The 17,559-nt window shown below is 64.2% G+C and carries 17 protein-coding genes; 12 read left to right on the top strand and 5 right to left on the bottom strand.

Annotated features, from left to right (window positions below):
• Positions 1 to 7: 7 nt before the first annotated feature.
• Together AIOL_RS13720 and AIOL_RS13715 are read left to right on the top strand one after the other, a co-directional pair.
• A complete protein-coding gene (locus AIOL_RS13720) occupies positions 8 to 1,207 on the top strand; it encodes an endonuclease/exonuclease/phosphatase family protein (protein ID WP_049643499.1) in 1,200 nt (399 codons plus the stop codon).
• Positions 1,208 to 1,553: 346 nt separating this feature from the next.
• Positions 1,554 to 3,104 carry a Ppx/GppA family phosphatase gene (locus AIOL_RS13715; protein ID WP_049643498.1) on the top strand — a complete coding sequence of 517 codons (1,551 nt, stop codon included), beginning with the start codon at positions 1,554 to 1,556 and terminating at the stop codon, positions 3,102 to 3,104.
• Positions 3,105 to 3,448: 344 nt separating this feature from the next.
• On the opposite strand, the gene AIOL_RS13710 is transcribed toward AIOL_RS13715, so the two are convergent.
• Genes AIOL_RS13710 through AIOL_RS13695 form a run of 4 tightly spaced genes read right to left on the bottom strand, consistent with a single transcriptional unit; the run spans position 3,449 to position 6,849 of the window.
• Complete coding sequence (locus AIOL_RS13710) at positions 3,449 to 4,330, bottom strand: amidohydrolase family protein (RefSeq protein ID WP_049643497.1); 882 nt, start codon at positions 4,328 to 4,330, stop codon at positions 3,449 to 3,451.
• A 3-nt stretch (positions 4,331 to 4,333) separates the two neighbouring features.
• Positions 4,334 to 5,386: a 4-oxalomesaconate tautomerase gene (locus AIOL_RS13705; RefSeq protein ID WP_235439031.1), complete on the bottom strand. Its 1,053-nt coding sequence runs from the start codon at positions 5,384 to 5,386 to the stop codon at positions 4,334 to 4,336.
• A 36-nt stretch (positions 5,387 to 5,422) separates the two neighbouring features.
• The gene (locus tag AIOL_RS13700) at positions 5,423 to 6,115 is read right to left on the bottom strand and encodes a 4-carboxy-4-hydroxy-2-oxoadipate aldolase/oxaloacetate decarboxylase (protein WP_049643495.1); all 693 of its coding nucleotides are present in this window, start codon (positions 6,113 to 6,115) and stop codon (positions 5,423 to 5,425) included.
• Positions 6,112 to 6,849: a PIG-L deacetylase family protein gene (locus AIOL_RS13695; RefSeq protein WP_049643494.1), complete on the bottom strand. Its 738-nt coding sequence runs from the start codon at positions 6,847 to 6,849 to the stop codon at positions 6,112 to 6,114. Before AIOL_RS13695 ends, AIOL_RS13700 begins: the two co-directional genes overlap by 4 nt.
• A gap of 99 nt (positions 6,850 to 6,948) precedes the next feature.
• Between AIOL_RS13695 and AIOL_RS13690 the strand changes: the two genes are divergently transcribed.
• The 9 genes from AIOL_RS13690 (at position 6,949) to preA (ending at position 15,041) form a co-directional block, all read left to right on the top strand.
• Positions 6,949 to 8,184, top strand: coding sequence for a LysR family transcriptional regulator (locus AIOL_RS13690; RefSeq protein WP_049643493.1), 1,236 nt, complete (start codon positions 6,949 to 6,951; stop codon positions 8,182 to 8,184).
• 107 nt (positions 8,185 to 8,291) lie between these two features.
• On the top strand, positions 8,292 to 8,687 hold the full coding sequence (gene ligA / locus AIOL_RS13685; protein WP_049643492.1) for a protocatechuate 4,5-dioxygenase subunit alpha: 396 nt from the start codon (positions 8,292 to 8,294) through the stop codon (positions 8,685 to 8,687).
• Positions 8,687 to 9,532, top strand: coding sequence for a class III extradiol dioxygenase subunit beta (locus tag AIOL_RS13680; protein WP_049643491.1), 846 nt, complete (start codon positions 8,687 to 8,689; stop codon positions 9,530 to 9,532). Before ligA ends, AIOL_RS13680 begins: the two co-directional genes overlap by 1 nt.
• Before the next feature lie 76 nt (positions 9,533 to 9,608).
• A complete protein-coding gene (locus AIOL_RS13675; RefSeq protein ID WP_049643490.1) occupies positions 9,609 to 10,553 on the top strand; it encodes a Gfo/Idh/MocA family oxidoreductase in 945 nt (314 codons plus the stop codon).
• Positions 10,554 to 10,691: 138 nt separating this feature from the next.
• A complete protein-coding gene (locus AIOL_RS13670) occupies positions 10,692 to 12,020 on the top strand; it encodes an NAD(P)-dependent oxidoreductase (RefSeq protein WP_049643489.1) in 1,329 nt (442 codons plus the stop codon).
• A gap of 36 nt (positions 12,021 to 12,056) precedes the next feature.
• Positions 12,057 to 12,887 (top strand): class I SAM-dependent methyltransferase, encoded by an 831-nt coding sequence (locus AIOL_RS13665; RefSeq protein ID WP_049643488.1) that lies wholly within the window; start codon positions 12,057 to 12,059, stop codon positions 12,885 to 12,887.
• Positions 12,888 to 12,894: 7 nt separating this feature from the next.
• On the top strand, positions 12,895 to 13,218 hold the full coding sequence (locus tag AIOL_RS13660; RefSeq protein ID WP_049643487.1) for a hypothetical protein: 324 nt from the start codon (positions 12,895 to 12,897) through the stop codon (positions 13,216 to 13,218).
• 18 nt (positions 13,219 to 13,236) lie between these two features.
• The gene (locus tag AIOL_RS13655) at positions 13,237 to 13,734 is read left to right on the top strand and encodes a hypothetical protein (protein WP_049643486.1); all 498 of its coding nucleotides are present in this window, start codon (positions 13,237 to 13,239) and stop codon (positions 13,732 to 13,734) included.
• A 2-nt stretch (positions 13,735 to 13,736) separates the two neighbouring features.
• Complete coding sequence (gene preA, locus AIOL_RS13650) at positions 13,737 to 15,041, top strand: NAD-dependent dihydropyrimidine dehydrogenase subunit PreA (RefSeq protein WP_049643485.1); 1,305 nt, start codon at positions 13,737 to 13,739, stop codon at positions 15,039 to 15,041.
• A 271-nt stretch (positions 15,042 to 15,312) separates the two neighbouring features.
• Here preA and AIOL_RS13645 read toward each other — a convergent pair whose 3' ends face one another.
• Complete coding sequence (locus tag AIOL_RS13645; protein ID WP_049643484.1) at positions 15,313 to 15,984, bottom strand: FadR/GntR family transcriptional regulator; 672 nt, start codon at positions 15,982 to 15,984, stop codon at positions 15,313 to 15,315.
• Positions 15,985 to 16,166: 182 nt separating this feature from the next.
• Here AIOL_RS13645 and AIOL_RS13640 point away from each other — a divergent pair, with 182 nt between their 5' ends.
• Entirely contained in the window at positions 16,167 to 17,504 is a 1,338-nt protein-coding gene (locus tag AIOL_RS13640) for an NAD(P)/FAD-dependent oxidoreductase (RefSeq protein WP_049643483.1), read from the top strand.
• Positions 17,505 to 17,559: the final 55 nt, after the last annotated feature.

The following is a 17,559-nucleotide window of genomic DNA, read 5'->3' as shown; positions in this document are numbered from 1 at the left end:
GCCCGCCATGACCGACTTCACCATCGCCTCATTCAACGTTAAGAACCTGATCGGACCGGACCAGGAATACTACACTTTCGAAAAATACACCCCGGAGGAGCATGCTTGGAAAGAGGACTGGCTGGCCGAGCAGCTTCTGAGCCTCTCGGCGGATATCGTCTGTTTTCAGGAGATCTTTGACGAGGCGCCCCTGCAGGCCGTGATCGACGAGACGGACGCACGCGGGGCGGAGTTGAACGACGCCGTGGTGCCCGACCGCTCCAAGAAGTACCGCAAGAAGGCGATCTTCAAGAAGCTGAAATATGAGAGCTACGGGCGGGAAGGGCTGGCCTTTGCGCGCAACGCCAATGATGGCGAGCCGGGCCATCGCAGGCCCGGGGTGGCCACGCTTAGCCGCTTTGGGTTCGAGGGCGCGCCGGAGGTCATTCAAGAGCTGGAGGTGCCGCTGGAGATCCCCTTCCAAGAGTTGGGCGGCGCTGACGGCGGGTCCTACAGGATCAGCCGCCTGTCCCGCCCCATCCTCAAGACGCGCATCCCCGTGGGCGGGCAGGTGATCAGCGTCTTCAACTGCCACCTGAAGTCCAAGCTGGGCGAGTTCATCAAGCCCGAGCGCGCGCCCTTCGCCTCCGAGGTCGACCTGACCAAGTACAACGCCCATGGGCGGATGCTGGGCAGCCTGCGCGCGGCGCTGCGGCGCATGGCCGAGGCTTATGTGCTGCGCGGGTTGATCCTGGACGAGCTGGACCGTGGCCGGCCGGTGTTGGTGCTGGGCGACATGAACGATGGCGAGCATGCCGTCTCCACCGAGATCATCACCGGCGAGACCCCGTTTAAGAATTATTCATGGATGCGGCGGCACGACGCGCAGCGCGCCAATGACCGCTACTCGCGCCAGGAGGCCGAGCAGATCCGTGAGGATATCGAGCGGGTGCGGCTGCACTCGGCAGAGAAGATGTTCGTGCGCCGCTCGGCCCGCGACATGGTTTATACTGCCGCCTTTGGGGGCAATTTCGAGAGCATCGACCAGATCTTCATGTCACGGCATTTCCACCCCGAATACGCGGATCGCGTGGGTGAGATGGAGTATTTCAGCGTGCTGAATGACCACCTGACCGATGGCTCGCATCCCGAGGCGCCCTATAACAAGCTGGCCTCTGACCACGGGCAGATCATGGCGCATATGCGGCTGCGTGATGTGGAGGAATAGGCGCGGGTTTGGAGCTGGAGCAGGCGTTTGGGCGCGCCAAATCTCTTGCAAGAGATTTGCACTTTCCTTCCAAGGAAAGTTGGGCCCGCAGGTCGGCAAGCGGTTGTGCATGAAGGTTTAATTCGGGGCGCGGTAAAGAAACTCTTTCAAGAGTTTCGCAATTTTCTTGCAAGAAAATTGTGTCGCGCCAAGGTCTGATGTCGGCCAAAAGCTGCCCGCCATTTAGGGGCCAACGTGTATGATTTGTCGCGGCGTCCGCGGCCACGATTCCTGCATGCACGATTGACGCCTGTTTCGTCTTCCGGCATCGTATTAGCGACGAATGCGCCAGGGGGATGAACGGCCTATGGATGGCTCGGGCAAACGAGAGGCCGAGGATATGGCGCCGGATCGCCCTGTATTCGACCATCCCGCTGCGGCCGCTCTGCGGCGCGTGGGCGTAGTGGACGTGGGCTCGAACTCTGTCCGCCTGGTGATCTTTGACGGCGCGGCGCGCAGCCCGCACTATTTTTACAACGAAAAGATCATGGCCGCGCTGGGCGCGGGCACTGCTGAGACGGGGCGGCTCAACCCCGAGGGGCGCACGCGCGCGCTTTCGGCGATCCGCCGCTTCCAGCTTTTGGCGAAGGGGTTCGGCATCGCGCAGCTCACCGCGGTGGCCACGGCGGCCGTGCGTGAAGCCGTAGACGGGCCGGAGTTCTGCGCTGATGTGCTGCGCGACACCGGTCTCAAGATCCAGGTCATTGACGGCCCGGAAGAGGCGCGACTGTCTGCGCAAGGCGTGCTGCTGGGCTGGCCGGATGCCAGCGGATATGTCTGCGATATCGGCGGCTCGTCGATGGAGCTGGCCGAAGTGTCGCAAGGCGCGGTGGGCGCGCGCGAAACCTCGTCGCTGGGACCGCTGCGCCTGCAGGCGATCCGCGGGCGTAAGCGCCGCCGCGCCCATATTCGCGAGACCGTCGAGGCCATGGTGGCCAAGATGGGACAGCAGGACCGGCTCTATCTGGTGGGGGGCTCCTGGCGCGCCATCGCCCGGCTGGACATGGAGCGGCGCGGCTACCCGCTGCATGTGATGCACGAATACCGTATGACCGCCAAATCGATCCACCAAACGCTGAAATGGATCGACGAGCACGACCATGACGCGTTGCGGATGGCCAGCGGCGTGTCCGAGGCGCGCATGTCCCTTGTGCCCCTCGCGGGCGAGGTCTTTAAGGAGCTGATTCGCGCGATCAAGCCAAAGGAGATCGCGATCTCGAGCTACGGGATCCGTGAGGGCATGCTCTATCAGGCCATGCCCGAGGCGCTGCGACCACGCGATCCGCTGATCGAAGCCTGCCGGTTCTCCGAGGAGAAGGACGCGCGCATGCCCGGCTTTGGCGCGGTGCTTTATCGCTTCCTACAGCCGCTCTTTAACCAGGCGCCGCCAAACCGGCAGCGGCTGATCCAGGCAGCCTGCCTGCTGCACGATGTCAACTGGCGCGCGCATCCCGATTACCGCCACGAGGCCTGCTTTGACAGCGCCACCCGTGCCAGCCTGGGCGGGCTGACGCATACCGGGCGGATCTTTGTGGGCCTCGCGCTGCTCCATCGCTACAAGAGCAGCCGCGAGGGCACACGCCTGGCGGACCTGGTGGGGCTCTTGTCGGAAAAGGACGTGCACCAGGCCGAGGTTCTAGGGCGCGCGATGCGCTTTGCCTCGATGCTTGCGGCCAGCGACGCGACCGCGATGGGTGCGCTGTGCTGGAAGCCGCGCAAGAAAGAGCTGCACCTGCTACTGCCCCGCCATGCGGAAGGCCTGTTCGGAGAGGTCGCCGAGGCGCGTTTCAATGCGCTGGCAACGGCGCTGGCATCGCGGCCGGTGGTGCGCCGCCTGGCGAGGCGTTCAAATAGCTAAGGTCCTTATGTGGGCGAGATCAGGGTGTCGGCGGTTGGCCTGTAGCGGTCATTGAAGCGCTACCGCCCCGGACTTGATCCGGGGCCTCCACCGTGAGCCGAGCGCAACGCGGGCAGCGGCCGACCTGGAGGTCGCTTGTGCTACGGTTCTGTGTTGCGTGCGGTCTTCGAAAACGCCAGCGCTCCAATAGGTTGTGACGTTGCAAAAGCGGCCTCCTGGGGGAGGTCGGCCGCTGCCCGAGGCAAGCTCGGGCGGTTGCACTACTTGGATTCCGCTGCGTCTGGGGTCGGCAGGCGTTGTCAGGGTCGCGCATGTTGGCAACGCCCGCTCCAGGCCAATCCCGATCACCCCCAATAGAGCCGCATCGGGTTATCCACCAACAGCTTGCGCTGCTTCTCTTCGGTGTCGGCGATCAGTGGGATCAACTCGACCAATTGCCCATCGTCCGGCACGTGGCTCTTCATGTTCGGGTGCGGCCAGTCCGTGCCCCAAAGCACTCGGTCCGGATAGAGATCGACCAGCCGCTTCATGAAGGGCAGCACATCCGAGTAATTCTCGTGGCTGCCGCCGTGCTGGGTCAGCCGCTCGGGGCAGGAGACCTTGCACCAGAACTGGTCGCTTTCCATCAGGTCCACAAAGGCCTGGAAGTCCGGGTGGTCCACGCCTTTGGCCACGTCGGGCCGTGCCATATGGTCGAAGACCACGGTGACCGGCAGGCTCTTGAGGAATGGCACCTGCTCGGCGAAATCCGCCGCCTCGATATAGACGATGATGTGCCAGCCCAGGGGGGCGATCTTGTCGATAATGCGCTCGTAGTGATCGCGTGGCTTTGGGTCCACCAAGCGGCGCACGAAGTTGAAGCGCACGCCGCGCACGCCGGCGGCGTGCATTTCGGCCAACTCATCGGCGCTGATCTGGTCATCCACCACGGCGATGCCGCGGGCCATGTCATCCGAGGCCTTCAGCGCGTCGATCAGCGCGTCATTGTTGCGCCCGTGGCAGGAGGCCTGCACGATCACATTGCGGCTGAATCCCAGATGGTCGCGAAGCGCGAATAGCTGCTCCTTCGATCCGGTGCAGGGCGTGTATTTGCGCTCCGGCGCGTAGGGAAAGACCTCTTCCGGCCCGAACACATGGCAATGCGCGTCCACCGCGCCCTCGGGCGGCTGGTATTGCGGCTTGCGCGGGTTCTGGTGCCAGACCTTCCAGTCGGGATCCATGGGCATGGGCTATCCTTCCTCGTGCGGGAACACTGTCCCGTCCATCAGCTTGCGGGCCGTGCGCAGGATCGCGGCCTCTTTGATCTCATCGCCCTCCAGCGTGGCCACAACGGTCATCTCGCCGGTGGGGTGCTCGACTGAGAGGCTGCGGGTTTGGCCTGCGCCCCGCTCGGCCAGGTCATAGGCGGTGGAGCCGGGGATCAGGCAGGCCGTGGCCACGCTGACCGCGCCCAGCACACCGATGGTCTTGTGGCAGCGATGCGGGATGAAGGTGCGGGTGGAGATCGCGCCGCCATCGCGGGCGCGGCTCACCATGGTCATCTTGGGCACGCTCTTCTCAGTCACATCGCCGAGGTTCGTCAGCGGGCCGCAGGCCAGGCGGATCGCCTCGAGCTTGGCGCGCAAAGGGGCGTTCTCCTCAAGCGCTTGCGGGCTTTCCTCGCCGCTGATCCCTATGTCGGAGGCGCGGATCACCACGCAGGGCATGCCATTGTCGATCATTGTTACCTCGACGCCCTCCACGATGTCCGCGGCATTGCCCGTGGGCAAGAGCGCGCCGCAGGAGGACCCGGCGGTGTCCTTAAACGTGATTGGCACCGCCGCGGAGGGCAGGGGTACCCCGTCGATCCGGGCCTCGCCGCGATAGGTAACGCGACCCTGCGGGGTCGCCACCCGCGCCACGGCGACCTGGCCGGTGTTCTCCATATAGATGGTCACCGGCGTCTCGCCGTCATGTGCGGCGACCAGCCCGCGTTCAATCGCGAAAGGGCCGACGCCGGCCAGGATGTTGCCGCAGTTCTGCGCGTCCGTGACGATGGGCTGGTCCACGAAGACCTGCAAGAAGAGGTAGTCCACGTCCACGCCGGGGCGGTCCGATGCCTTGACCACCGCCACTTTCGAGGTCAGCGGGTCGGCCCCGCCCATCCCGTCGATCTGGCGTGTGTCTGGCGAGCCGAAAACGCTCAACAGGAATGCGTCGCGCTCGGCAGGCAGGTCCTCGGCCAGGAAGTACCCGCCCTTCGAGGTCCCGCCCCGCATCCACATGCAGCGCACGCCGCTCACTGTCGAGGACGCCTATCAGGGCAGATGAGACGCCCCCTAGACATACTTCAAACCCTTCTCGGCGAGGGTCTCGCGGAAGCCATACATGTCCAGCCCCAGCACGCCGGAGGCGAGTTTCTCGCGCTTGTCGCCCTCGTTGGCCTCGCGCGCCTGCGCCTTGGCCAGCACATCCGCGGCCTCATCGCGGCGCACCACGACCACGCCGTCATCATCGGCCACAACCACATCGCCGGGGTTCACCAGCTGCTGGGCGCAGACGACGGGCACGTTGACCGAGCCCAGGGTGGCCTTGATCGTGCCAGTGGCGCAGACCGCCTTGGACCAGACGGGAAAGCCCATCTCGGTCAGGTCCGCCACGTCGCGCGTGCCCGCGTCGATCACCAGCCCCACCGCGCCGCGCGCCTTGCAAGAGGTCGCCAGCAGATCGCCAAAATACCCCGCATCAGACGCGGACATCACCCCCGCGATCAGGATATCGCCGGGCTTCACCTGCTCAACGGCCACATGGATCATCCAGTTGTCGCAGGGCGGCATAAGGATCGTGACCGCGGAGCCTGCAACGCGGGCACCGCCATAGATGGGGCGCATGTAGCTGGCCAAGAGGCCCTTGCGCCCCTGCGCCTCATGCACCGTGGCCACGCCCGCGGCGGCCAGCCCGTCGATTACCGCCTGCTCGGCGCGCTCAATATTCTGGACGACAACGCCCACGTCTCCGGGTTGATAGCTCATGCCAGTTCATCCACGGTCTGCGGGAAGATCATCTGGAAGCCCTCGGCATGGGTGGCCTTGCGCCCGCCCGCCATGCCGCCGGAGTTCCGGCGGAAATGGTTGCCGCGGTTCTCGGCCACGTTGGTGTAGAAGTCCCACAGGTGCTCTTGGCCCTGCATGCACTCGATGGCGGCGCGTTTCTTGTCCCAGACCTCGGAGATGTCCAGGAACACGTTGGGCTTCCACTCCATCTGCTCGGTCTGGTGCGGCTCAAAGAGGTAGAGCTGCGGCGCGCCCAGGACCTTCTGGCCGGGGTTATGGCCCCAGGCCTGCGCGATCATGCGGCAGGTCAGCGCGAAGTCGGTCGTGTACATGTGGTCGGTGTTGTAGGGGTCCCATTTGGAGTGGCTCATCATCCATTTGGGTTGCACCGCGCGGATCACGTCGACCATGCGGTCCTGGGTCTCGCGGCCCAGGTCCAGCGGGTAGTCGCCCACGTCGAAGAACTGGATGTCATGCACGTCCAGGGCCTGGGCGGCGGCCTCGGCCTCCTTGCGGCGCTCGACTTTGACGCGGTCCAGCGTCATGCCCTCCTGCTTCCACAGCTTGGCGCTCTCGCCGCGCTCGCCATAGGAGAGGCAGACCACCGTGACCTCATAGCCCTTTTTCTGATGCAGGGCGATGGCGCCGCCGCAGCGCCAGACGAAATCGGCGGAATGCGCGCTGATAATCAGCGCGGTTTTTGTGTCGCTCATCGGATTCGTCCCCTATAACCTGTCTCTGCTTATTGTCGCGCTTCTTTTCTATCTTGCCAATTCGGAAAGCCGAGGCCCTAATAAGTTTCTGCTATACCGATGTTTGTGATGGTGAGCGCCGTGATGGAAATTCCGAACATAAGGCACATGCGCGTGTTTACGGAAACCGTGGCCACGGGGTCCGTCTCGATGGCCGCGGAGCGGGTGCATCTTACGCAGCCCGCCGCCAGCCAGGGGATCGCCAAGCTGGAGGCAACGGTGGGCGTTTCGCTGTTTTTGCGCCAGCAGGGGGCGATCGTGCCGACCGCCGAGGGCGCGCTTTTTGCGCGTCGCGTGAGCCGCGCCTTGGCGTTCATAGACGCGGGCGGCGAGCGGCAAAGCCGCCGCCTTGCAGGTGGCGACGTGCGCATTAGCCAGAAGGTGACCGCCGCGCAGCTGCGGGCGCTGATCGCCGTTGGCGACACCGGCAGCTTTACATTGGCGGCCGCAAAGCTTGGGATCGCGCAGCCCACGGTGCATCGCTCGGCGCGGGCATTAGAGCAGGTCCTGGGGCAGCCCCTATTCGGCGTGGTGCAAGGCGGGGTGGCGATGACGGCTTTCGGGCGCGCGCTGTTTCAGCAGGCCAAGCTTGCCCGGGCCGAGCTGGTTCAGGCCAGCGAGGAAATCGCCGCGCTGGCCGGGCGCGAGGCGTCGCGGATCATGGTGGGCAGCCTGCCTTTGGCGCGCAGCCAGATCCTGCCCGACGCGATTGATCACATGGTGCGGGCGCATAAGCGGTTGCAGATCCGAGTGATTGACGGGCGCTACGACGCCTTGCTGCGGGGGCTGCGCGAGGGGGATCTCGACTTTATCATCGGCGCGTTGCGCGGGGATCTGCCCGCCGATGACATCGTCGAGGAGGAGCTGTTCGACGACAAGCTTGCGATCATCTGCGGTCGGCATCACCCGCTGGCCTCCAAGCCGCATGTGTCGCTTGCCGATACGCTGAGATTCCCATGGGTCGGTCCGCCGAAATCGACGCCCTCCGGGCAGATTCTGGTCGCGGCGCTGGGCATCGATGACATGCCGAACACGCCGGTGCGCGTGGTGTCGTCTTCGCTGGTCCTGGTGCGGCAGCTCTTGGCGCGCGGCGACTACGTGTCGATCCTGTCGCGCCATCAAATCGCGCATGAGGTGCGGCAAGGCGACATCGTCGTATTGCCGATCCGCTTGCCGACGGGCGAGCGCCCGATTGGGCTGACGCGCCGGCGCGATTGGTCCCCCACGGCGCATCAATCCGCCTTCTTAGACGCCATCCGCGCGGCGGCGCGCGACGCGGTCCTGGGGGTGGAATAGGATTTTCTTATGCGTGGCCAGAGAATCAGATTTGTGTCATACGCCGCCAGATCGTACATATCGTCGTAATCCAAACGCGACTGCAGCAAGCAGGAGGGAGGAACCATATGGCCATCCAAAAAGACTACGAGGACATTCCCGGAACCTTTGTGTTTGACGCCGATCGGGCCCGGGTGGGATATCCTCTGAACCAGTTCTGCATCTCACTGGGCAAGCAGGCCGGGCGCGACGCCTTCGCGGCGGACCCCGAGGCCTATATGGCCAGCTTTGGGATGACCGAGGAACAAAAACAAGCCGTGCGCGACCGCGACTGGAACGCCATGTTCACAGTGGGCGGGAACGTCTATTACACCGCGAAGCTGGCCGCCAATGACGGGCTGAGCTTTCAGCAGCTCGCGGCGCTGATGACCGGCATGGGCCATGACGCCTATCGCGAGATGATGCTGAACGGGGGGCGCCCGATCGAGGGCAACCGCTACAAGTCCGAATGGGGAGAAGAGTAATGGCGAGGATCACCGCAGGGGTGGCCTGTTCCCACGTGCCCGCCATCGGCGCGGCCGTGGATCTGGGCAAGACCGAGGAGGAGTATTGGAAGCCTCTGTTCAAGGGGTTCGAGTACTCCAAGGAGTGGATCAAAGAGCATAAGCCCGACGTGATCTTTATGGTCTATAACGACCATTGCACCGCCTTTGATGCCTCGGTGATCCCGACCTTCGCGCTGGGCTGCGCGCCAGAGTTCAAGCCCGCCGATGAGGGCTGGGGCCCGCGCCCGGTGCCCGTGGTCAAGAACCACGGCGTGCTGGCCAGCCATATCGCGCAGTCGCTGATCCTGGACGAGTTCGACATCACCATCATGAACGAGATGGAGGTCGATCACGGCCTGACCGTGCCGCTGACGCTGATGTATGGCCAGCCCGAGGAATGGCCCTGCCTGGTGATCCCGCTGGCGGTCAATGTGGTGCTCTACCCGGCGCCGACGACGAACCGCTGCTACCAGCTGGGCAAGGCGATCCGCCGCGCTGTGGAGAGCTTTGACGAGGACCTCAACGTGGTGATCTTCGGCACCGGCGGCATGAGCCACCAGCTGCAATACAAGCGCGCCGGGCTGATCAACAGCGACTGGGACAACATGTTCATGGACAAGATCGTGAACGATCCGGTCGCCGCCAGCCAGATCCCGCATATCGAGTACCTGCGCGAGGCGGGCTCGGAAGGCGTCGAGATGGTGATGTGGTCGGTGATGCGCGGCGCGCTGGACGAGGAAGTGGAGCTGAAGCACCGCTTCTACCACGTGCCGGCGTCCAACACCGCCGTGGGCCATCTGATTATGGAAAACAAGGCCGCCTAGAGCGCCAAGGGGGCGGCGGCCCAGCGGGCCGCGATCCTCGCGCTTCGTCAGGGCGGGCCGGAAGAAAGGGAAGAACATGCGGATTTGCGTAGCGGGGGCCTATGGCGCCTTCGGCGTCAAACATATGGATGCACTGGCCGAGATCGACGAGGTCACCGTCACCTCGGTGATGGGACCAACGGCGGAGAAGATCGAGGCCTTCGCCAAGGAGCGCGGGGTCGGCCACTGGGCCACCACGCTCGAGGAATGCCTAGAGCGCGACGACGTGGACGCCGTGATCCTGGCCACGCCGACGCAGCTGCATGCCGAGCAGGCCATCGCGTCGATGCGCGCCGGCAAGCATACCTTCATCGAGATCCCGATGTCCGACAGTCTCGAGGACGCCAAGCGCATCTGCGCGGTCCAGGAAGAAACCGGCATGGTCTGTATGGCGGGGCAGGTGCGCCGCTTTAACCCCTCGCACCAATGGATCAAGAACAAGATCGACGCGGGCGAGCTGAAGGTCCAGCAGATGGACGTGCAGACCTATTTCTTCCGCCGCAGCAACATTAACGCCAAGGGCGAGGCGCGCTCGTGGACGGATCACCTGCTCTGGCACCACGCCTGCCACACGGTGGACCTCTTCCAATACCAGACCGGCGAGGTGGCCTCGCAGGCCTTCGGCCTTGAGGGCCCGCATCACCCCGAGCTGGGCATTGCCATGGACATGTCCATCGGCATGAAGGTGCCCTCGGGGGCGATCTGCACGCTGTCGCTGTCGTTCAACAATGACGGCCCGCTGGGCACGTTCTTCCGCTATATCTGCGACAACGGCACCTATATCGCGCGCTATGACGACCTCTATGACGGGCGCGAGAACCAGATCGACCTCTCGGACGTGGCGGTGTCGTCGAACGGGATCGAGCTGATCGACCGCGAGTTCATCGCCGCGATCAACGAAGGCCGCAAGCCGAATGGCGATTGCCACGAGGTGCTGGCCGCGATGGAAACGCTGGACCGGATCGAGCGCTCTTTGGCCTAAACGCTAGGCGCTTTGCAGTTTTGACGCCGCTTGCTTGGGCAGGCGGCGTTTTTTGTGCTTTCCCCTTCAAATTTTACCACTTGATAAAAAAATTACCTATGCCAGAGTGAGAGCAACCAAGCAGATAGGGAGCCTCTCATGGCCAACACCCCCTTTACGCCAGGGATCGCCGACCAGCGGCTGAGCGCCGAGGACTTGGCGAGGAACTTCGCCGACCTGCACGCGCCCTATGACGGGCACGAGGCCGCGGTGGCCGCGGATCGCTGCTATTTCTGCCACGACGCGCCCTGCGTGACGGCCTGCCCGACCACGATCGACATCCCGCTCTTTATCCGGCAGATCTCGACCGGCACGCCGGAAGCCGCGGCCAAGACGATCTTTGAGCAGAACATCCTGGGCGGCATGTGCGCCCGGGTCTGCCCGACGGAGACACTGTGCGAGGAGGCCTGCGTGCGTGAGGCCGCCGAGGGCAAGCCGGTGGAGATCGGACGCCTGCAGCGCTTTGCGACCGACACCATGATGGCCAAGCCGCACCCCTTCAGCCGCGCCGCGCCCACGGGCAAGCGCGTCGCGGTGGCGGGGGCCGGGCCCGCGGGGCTGGCCTGCGCGCACCGGCTGGCCATGCATGGCCACGACGTGGTGATCTTTGACGCGCGCCCCAAGCCCGGCGGGCTGAACGAGTACGGCATCGCCAGCTACAAAACCGTGGACGGGTTCGCCCAGGCCGAGGTGGACTGGCTGGTGCAGATCGGCGGCATCGCGATCCGCCGCGACGCGGCCATCGGGGACAGCGTCGGGCTTGATGCGCTGGTGGCGGAATTCGACGCCGTGTTCCTCGGGATAGGTCTGGCGGGGGTGAACGCCTTGCGCGCAGACGGCGAGGACAAGGGCGGCGTGCGCGACGCCGTTGAGTTCATAGCTGATTTACGGCAGGCCGATGACCTTTCCTCCCTGGGGGTCGGCCGCAACGTCGTGGTGATCGGCGGCGGGATGACCGCCGTCGACGCCGCGGTACAGGCCAAGCTCTTGGGCGCCGAGAGCGTCACCATCGCCTACCGCCGAGGCCAGGACCGCATGGGTGCCAGCGGGTTCGAACAGGATCTTGCGGCGCAAAAGGGCGTGCGGATCCTGTGCAACGCCCAGCCGGTGGCGGTGCATGGCAACGGCGCCGCGCAGGAGATCGAGCTGGAATACACAAGGCAGGGCGCGGGCGGGCTTGAGGGCACGGGCGAGACGTTTCGGATCGCCGCCGATCAGGTCTTTAAGGCCATCGGGCAGCGCCTGGACGGCGCGCCGCAGGGGCTGGCGCTGGAGGGCGGCAAGATCCAGGTCGATGCCAATGGCAGGACCTCCATGGCCAAGGTCTGGGCGGGCGGGGACTGCGCCACGGGCGGCGACGACCTCACGGTGACCGCCGTGGCCGAGGGGCGCGACGCCGCCGAGGACATTCATGCTACAATCGCGTAAGCTGGGGGCATTTCCAGAAACCAATTAGGCGCTGACATGGCCGAGCTAGAGACAACAGTAACGACGCATTACGATACCGGTGCGATCCTAGAGCGCATTAAGGCCGGCCTGATTGCCGCGGGCGCCGATGCCGAGGCACCCCAGCCAGCCGACCTGAAGGGCGTGGACGAGTTCCACACCGGCGGGCTGGAGGCGACCGAGGCCCTGCTGGGGCCGCTGGGCCTGACCGCCGAGATGTCTGGGTTGGATGTGGGCTCTGGCATCGGCGGCACGGCGCGGTTCATCGCCGAAAGCTATGGGTCCTATATGCATGGCGTGGATCTGACGCCCGCCTTTGTCGCAGTCGCCACCAGCCTGAGCGAGATGTGCGGGCTGGGGCATCGCACGGGGTTCCTGGTGGGCAGCGCGCTGGAGATGCCGGTGAGCGACGCCAGTTTCGATTTCGCAACGATGCTGCATGTGGGCATGAACATCGAGGATAAGACTGCGCTGATGCGCGACGTGGCGCGGGTGCTCAAGCCTGGCGGGCGCTTCGCGCTGTTCGACATTATGCAGGGCAATGGCGAGGCGATCACCTTCCCGGTGCCCTGGTCCTCGGTGCCCGAAAGCAGCTTTGTGGTGCCGCCGCAGGCCTATCGCGATGCCGCCGCCGCCGCCGGGCTGACCCTGGTGGCCGAGCGCAACAGGGGCGACTACTCCAAAGAGTTCTTTGGCCGGGTGTCCAAGGCCATGGTAGAAAGCGGCCCGAGCCCGATGGGATTGCAGCTGATCATGGGCGAAGAGGCCCCGGTTCGCTACGGCAACGCCATGGCCGCCTCGATGCAGGGCATCACCGAGACCTGGGAAATGGTGTTTCAGAAGGGATGAGGAACGCATGAGGAAGACGCTTTTTGCGGCGGTGTTGGGGATGGCGGCCGTGCCGGCCGCGATCCTACACGCCGAGACGCTCCGCGAGACCGAGCGCTTCGAGCGCAAGCGCGTCAGCGCGGGCGAGGAGGTGGCCCGCGAAGTGCCATGTCCGCGGGGGTACAACCTGACCTCTGGCGGCTATGCCCTCTATAACCTGCCCGACGACCGCGCCGATTTCCTGGTCACCGCCAGCTACCCGCATGAGGATGGCTGGCGGGTCGAGATCCGCAACGTCTCTGACCGCCCACTGCCGCTGACATTCCGTGTCTATGCGCTGTGCTCGAATTGAGAGAAATTGGATGCTTCGATGAGTGACCTCTCAAAAGAAACCCGGGCCGCGATCGAGCGAATTCGAGTGCTGGAAGATCCCGCGCGTCTTAGAAATATGATCGCGAACGCGCGTCGCCTGAAGAACGCGGAGGTCGAGCGCGAGGCCTTCAACCGCCTGTGCGTGGTCCAGCCCGAGGCTACGCCCGGGACTGTGGAGTTTGATGTTTGGCGGGCGATCCACGCTCTTGAGGAAATGTTTCGCGACGAGCGTGGCAAAACAGTGCGGCTCACACGAACTCGGCAAAAGATCACGAAGGACGGCGAGGCCAGGACCGTTTCAGACCTGGTGCTGAAGCCGGAGGCTTCGGCTGGGTTCCCGGCCCTAGTCGAAAGGGGGTTCCCGGGGCTGACCTTTGAGGCCGTCGTGCTTTCGCACCCAAAGACCTTCGATGACGAAATACAGCAAGCAGCGAAAGACAGATTGCACGGCGCAGGCGTCGATATGTCCGAGCTTCTAGGCGAAAAGGAGAGCTAGCTATGACCGATCTGACAAGCGACTTTCTGGGCATCAAAAGCCCCAACCCGTTCTGGCTGGCCTCGGCCCCGCCCACGGATAAGGAATACAACGTGCGCCGCGCCTTCGAGGCGGGCTGGGGCGGCGTGGTCTGGAAGACCCTGGGCGAGGAAGGCCCGCCCGTCGTCAACGTGAATGGCCCGCGCTATGGTGTGATCTACGGCGCCGACCGGCGCGTGCTGGGGATCAACAATATCGAGCTGATCACCGACCGCCCCCTCCAGACCAACCTTGAAGAGATCGCGGCGGTAAAGGCGGACTACCCCGACCGTGCCGTCATCGTCTCGATCATGGTGCCCTGCGAGGAGGCCGCCTGGAAGGCGATCCTGCCGCGCGTGGCCGAGACCGGCGCGGACGGCATCGAGCTGAACTTTGGCTGCCCGCATGGCATGTCCGAGCGCGGCATGGGCTCGGCCGTGGGGCAGGTGCCCGAGTATATCGAGATGGTCACGCGCTGGTGCAAGGAGCATTACGACAAGCCGGTGATCGTCAAGCTGACGCCCAACATCACCGACATCCGCTATCCGGCGCGGGCGGCGCATAACGGCGGCGCGGACGCGGTGAGCCTGATCAATACGGTCTCGTCGATCACCTCGGTGAACCTGGACAATTTCAGCCCCGAGCCCTCCATCGATGGCAAGGGTAGCCATGGCGGCTATTGCGGCGCGGCGGTGAAACCCATCGCGCTGAACATGGTGGCCGAGATCGCCCGCGACCCCGAGACGGCGGGCCTGCCGATCAGCGGCATCGGCGGGGTGACCACCTGGCGCGACGCGGCGGAGTTCCTGGCCCTGGGCGCGGGCAACGTGCAGGTCTGCACCGCGGCGATGACCTATGGGTTCAAGGTCGTGCAAGAGATGATCAGCGGGCTGAGCGACTACCTGGACGACAAGGGCATGACATTGCCGGAATTGATCGGCCGTTCAGTTCCCAACGTCACCGACTGGCAATACCTGAACCTCAACTACGTCACCAAGGCGCGCATCGACCAGGAGGACTGCATCAAATGCGGGCGCTGCTACGCGGCCTGCGAGGATACTAGCCACCAGGCGATCACCATGTCCGCCGACCGCGTGTTCGAGGTGCAGGACGACGAATGCGTGGCGTGCAATCTGTGCGTGAATGTCTGCCCCGTCGAGGGCTGCATCACCATGGAGGAGCTGGCGCCGGGCGCGATGGATCAGCGCACGGGCAAACCGGTGGAGCCGGACTATGCCAACTGGACAACGCATCCCAACAACCCAGCGAGCCGCCCGGCCGCGGAATAGGGGAGGTTCTGGGTCTTGGGAGCTGGAGATGTCGGATCTTGGCCTGGAGTAGACATTGGCAGGAGGCAATTTTCTTGCAAGAAAATTGCGAAACTCTTGCAAGAGTTTCTTTGGCGCGACACGCGATGATCCGCCTAGGGCGATCTCTTGGCCGCTTGCGAGCCCAACTTTCCTTGGAAGGAAAGTGCAAATCTCTTGCAAGAGATTTGGCCCGTCCCAACGCCCGCTCCAGGCCATTCCCCACACCAATCTCACGCATAGCTTGAACGGGCTAGGTCGCGGCCGCCCGCGTCAGCGACAGGCGTGCCGTCTCCAGATGCTCTTTCATGATGTTCGCCGCGCGTTCGGGCTCGCGGGTCTTGATTGCGTTCAGGATCTGGCGGTGCTGCGTGTTGTATTGCGCGATGATGCCGTCATCCAGGGTTAACTGCCGCATCCGGTTCCACTCGTCCTGGCTGCGCACGGAGTTGATTTGCCCGATGATCCAGATCAATAGCCCGTTGCCGGTGGTCTCGGCCAGCACGCGGTGAAACTCGGTATCCGCTTCGGCAAACCCAACCGGGTCGCCCGCGGAGGCCTCCATTCGCGCGCAAAGCGCTTCGAGCTTGTCGAAATCTGCCCTGCGGCCATGGATCACGCAAAGCCTGCAGATATGTGGCTCCAACGCAAAGCGCGCGTCGATCAGCTCGAGCGGGTTGGCTTGCTCGACGGCCTTGGCGGCGGTTTCCTGCGGCTGGAACGTGACATAGGTGCCGCTGCCGGGTCGCGTTTCGACAAAGTGTTCATCCTCGAGGCGATTCAGCGCCTCGCGCACCGTGTTGCGGGCCACGCCGTACTCGGTGGCCAAGTGGCGCTCGGCGGGCAGGCGCTCGTGCTGGCGGCGCTCCCCCTTCTGGATTTCCCTGCGCAGGGTCGCGGCGATATCTGCGGCACCTAGTTTCAAAGTGGTCGACTCCTTAAGCACATTTGATCCAATAATATACCAAAATGGTGAAGTTGCCAGCGAAATCCCCGATTTTGGATCAAAAAAGGTTGCTTTTTGGATTAACGGTTGCAGTATCTCACCGACACCAAGCGAAGGAGGCCGGGGATTCGGCCCGCCCGAGAGCCCGGCAAAGGAACGACATGGCATTCCCAGAACAGGCAAAATACGTCATTATCGGCGCAGGAATCCACGGCGTCTCGACCGCATGGAGACTGGCCGAGCGCCTGATTGAGAAGGGCGAGGAGGTCGCGGGCCAGATCGTCATCCTCGACAAGACCGGCATCGCCGCCGGGGCCAGCGGGATCGCCTGCGGCGTGGTGCGTAACAACTACTTCCAGCCTGCAATGCGCCGCCTGATGGCGCATTCGGTGAATGTCTGGGAAAGCGACCCAGAGGGGCTGAGCTACCACCCGGTCGGATACCTGCAGATCTCGAGCGAATCGATGCACGAGGATGTCGGCTCGATCTACGCCCAGCAGCAGGAGATCGGCTATCGCTCGAACTTCATCGAGGGCGAGGCCGATTGCGCCAAATACATGAAGCGCTGGTTCGGCGACTGGCAGGCCCAGGGGATTACGTCCGTGCTGCACGAAGAGCAGGGCGGGTATTCGAACCAGACCAAGACTATGTACGCGCTGGCCGACAAGGTCGAGAAGCTGGGCGTGCGGATCATCACCGGCGTCACCGTGACCGGGTTCAACCAGGAGAGCGGCTCCAAAGCGATCGCCTCGGTCGAGACGGACAAGGGCACCGTGGCCTGCGACCACGTGGTCATCGGGGCCGGGCCCTGGGTGCGGGACTTCTGGACAATGCTGGGCCTGCCCAAGCGCACCACCGTGAAGGCGGGCGACCAGAGCCAGGAAATGGACATGTGGCGCTATTGGCAGCTGGAGGAGGGCGTCTTGCAGATCGACCCCGACATGGGCCGCGCCGATGATGGCTCGCTTGGCCCCGTGGTGCATGTGGACACCGACGCGCCGCTGCATTCCACGGTGGATGGCAGCCTGATCACCGAAGAGATGTGGGGCATCTACTATAAGCCCGACTTTCATTTCGGCGGCATCCAGGGCGGCGCCTCGCCCTATAAGGTCGACACGCCGGTGGACGAGGTGCAGATCGACCCCTACGGGCCGTCCTCGCCGGAGTTCGTCTCCAGCCACGAGTTCGCGCATATGTGGGTCAGCGCGCTGGCGCATTGCCAGAAGCGCTATGAGGGCACCATGCCCAAGTACCATAAGGAGGCCTCGGGCGGCATTGGCTGCTTCACCCCCGACAGCTTCCCGGTTTTCGACACCTTCCACGAGAACGCCACCGTCATCGCCGACAGCAACCACGGCTGGAAGATGATCGGCGTGGGGCACCTGATCGCCGATGAGGTGATGGGCGAGCGCCAGGAACTGCTAGAGCCCTTCCGCAATTCGCGCTTCGCCGAGGGCAAGCTGCACCCGGTTTCCAACAGTCCTTACCCGTGGAGCTAACCAGTTAATTTTAGTGGGGCATAAGACCCCATAAACGCAACAACAGGGAGTAAAA

Source organism: Candidatus Rhodobacter oscarellae (genome assembly GCF_001078595.1).
GTDB classification, from domain to species: Bacteria; Pseudomonadota; Alphaproteobacteria; order Rhodobacterales; family Rhodobacteraceae; genus Rhodobacter_B; species Rhodobacter_B oscarellae.
The sequence above is the reverse complement of the archived record's forward strand: the minus strand, read 5'-3'. Positions and strand labels throughout refer to the sequence as shown.

Coding starts and splice junctions, on each gene's coding strand:
- AIOL_RS13665 (WP_049643488.1), top strand. CDS start 12,057: ATGGCCGAGCTAGAGACAACAGTAACGACGCATTACGATACCGGTGCG.
- AIOL_RS13675 (WP_049643490.1), top strand. CDS start 9,609: ATGCGGATTTGCGTAGCGGGGGCCTATGGCGCCTTCGGCGTCAAACAT.
- AIOL_RS13715 (WP_049643498.1), top strand. CDS start 1,554: ATGGATGGCTCGGGCAAACGAGAGGCCGAGGATATGGCGCCGGATCGC.
- AIOL_RS13695 (WP_049643494.1), bottom strand. CDS start 6,849: ATGAGCGACACAAAAACCGCGCTGATTATCAGCGCGCATTCCGCCGAT.
- AIOL_RS13640 (WP_049643483.1), top strand. CDS start 16,167: ATGGCATTCCCAGAACAGGCAAAATACGTCATTATCGGCGCAGGAATC.
- AIOL_RS13720 (WP_049643499.1), top strand. CDS start 8: ATGACCGACTTCACCATCGCCTCATTCAACGTTAAGAACCTGATCGGA.
- AIOL_RS13660 (WP_049643487.1), top strand. CDS start 12,895: ATGAGGAAGACGCTTTTTGCGGCGGTGTTGGGGATGGCGGCCGTGCCG.
- AIOL_RS13690 (WP_049643493.1), top strand. CDS start 6,949: ATGTTTGTGATGGTGAGCGCCGTGATGGAAATTCCGAACATAAGGCAC.
- AIOL_RS13680 (WP_049643491.1), top strand. CDS start 8,687: ATGGCGAGGATCACCGCAGGGGTGGCCTGTTCCCACGTGCCCGCCATC.
- preA (WP_049643485.1), top strand. CDS start 13,737: ATGACCGATCTGACAAGCGACTTTCTGGGCATCAAAAGCCCCAACCCG.
- AIOL_RS13655 (WP_049643486.1), top strand. CDS start 13,237: ATGAGTGACCTCTCAAAAGAAACCCGGGCCGCGATCGAGCGAATTCGA.
- AIOL_RS13700 (WP_049643495.1), bottom strand. CDS start 6,115: ATGAGCTATCAACCCGGAGACGTGGGCGTTGTCGTCCAGAATATTGAG.
- AIOL_RS13710 (WP_049643497.1), bottom strand. CDS start 4,330: ATGCCCATGGATCCCGACTGGAAGGTCTGGCACCAGAACCCGCGCAAG.
- ligA (WP_049643492.1), top strand. CDS start 8,292: ATGGCCATCCAAAAAGACTACGAGGACATTCCCGGAACCTTTGTGTTT.
- AIOL_RS13670 (WP_049643489.1), top strand. CDS start 10,692: ATGGCCAACACCCCCTTTACGCCAGGGATCGCCGACCAGCGGCTGAGC.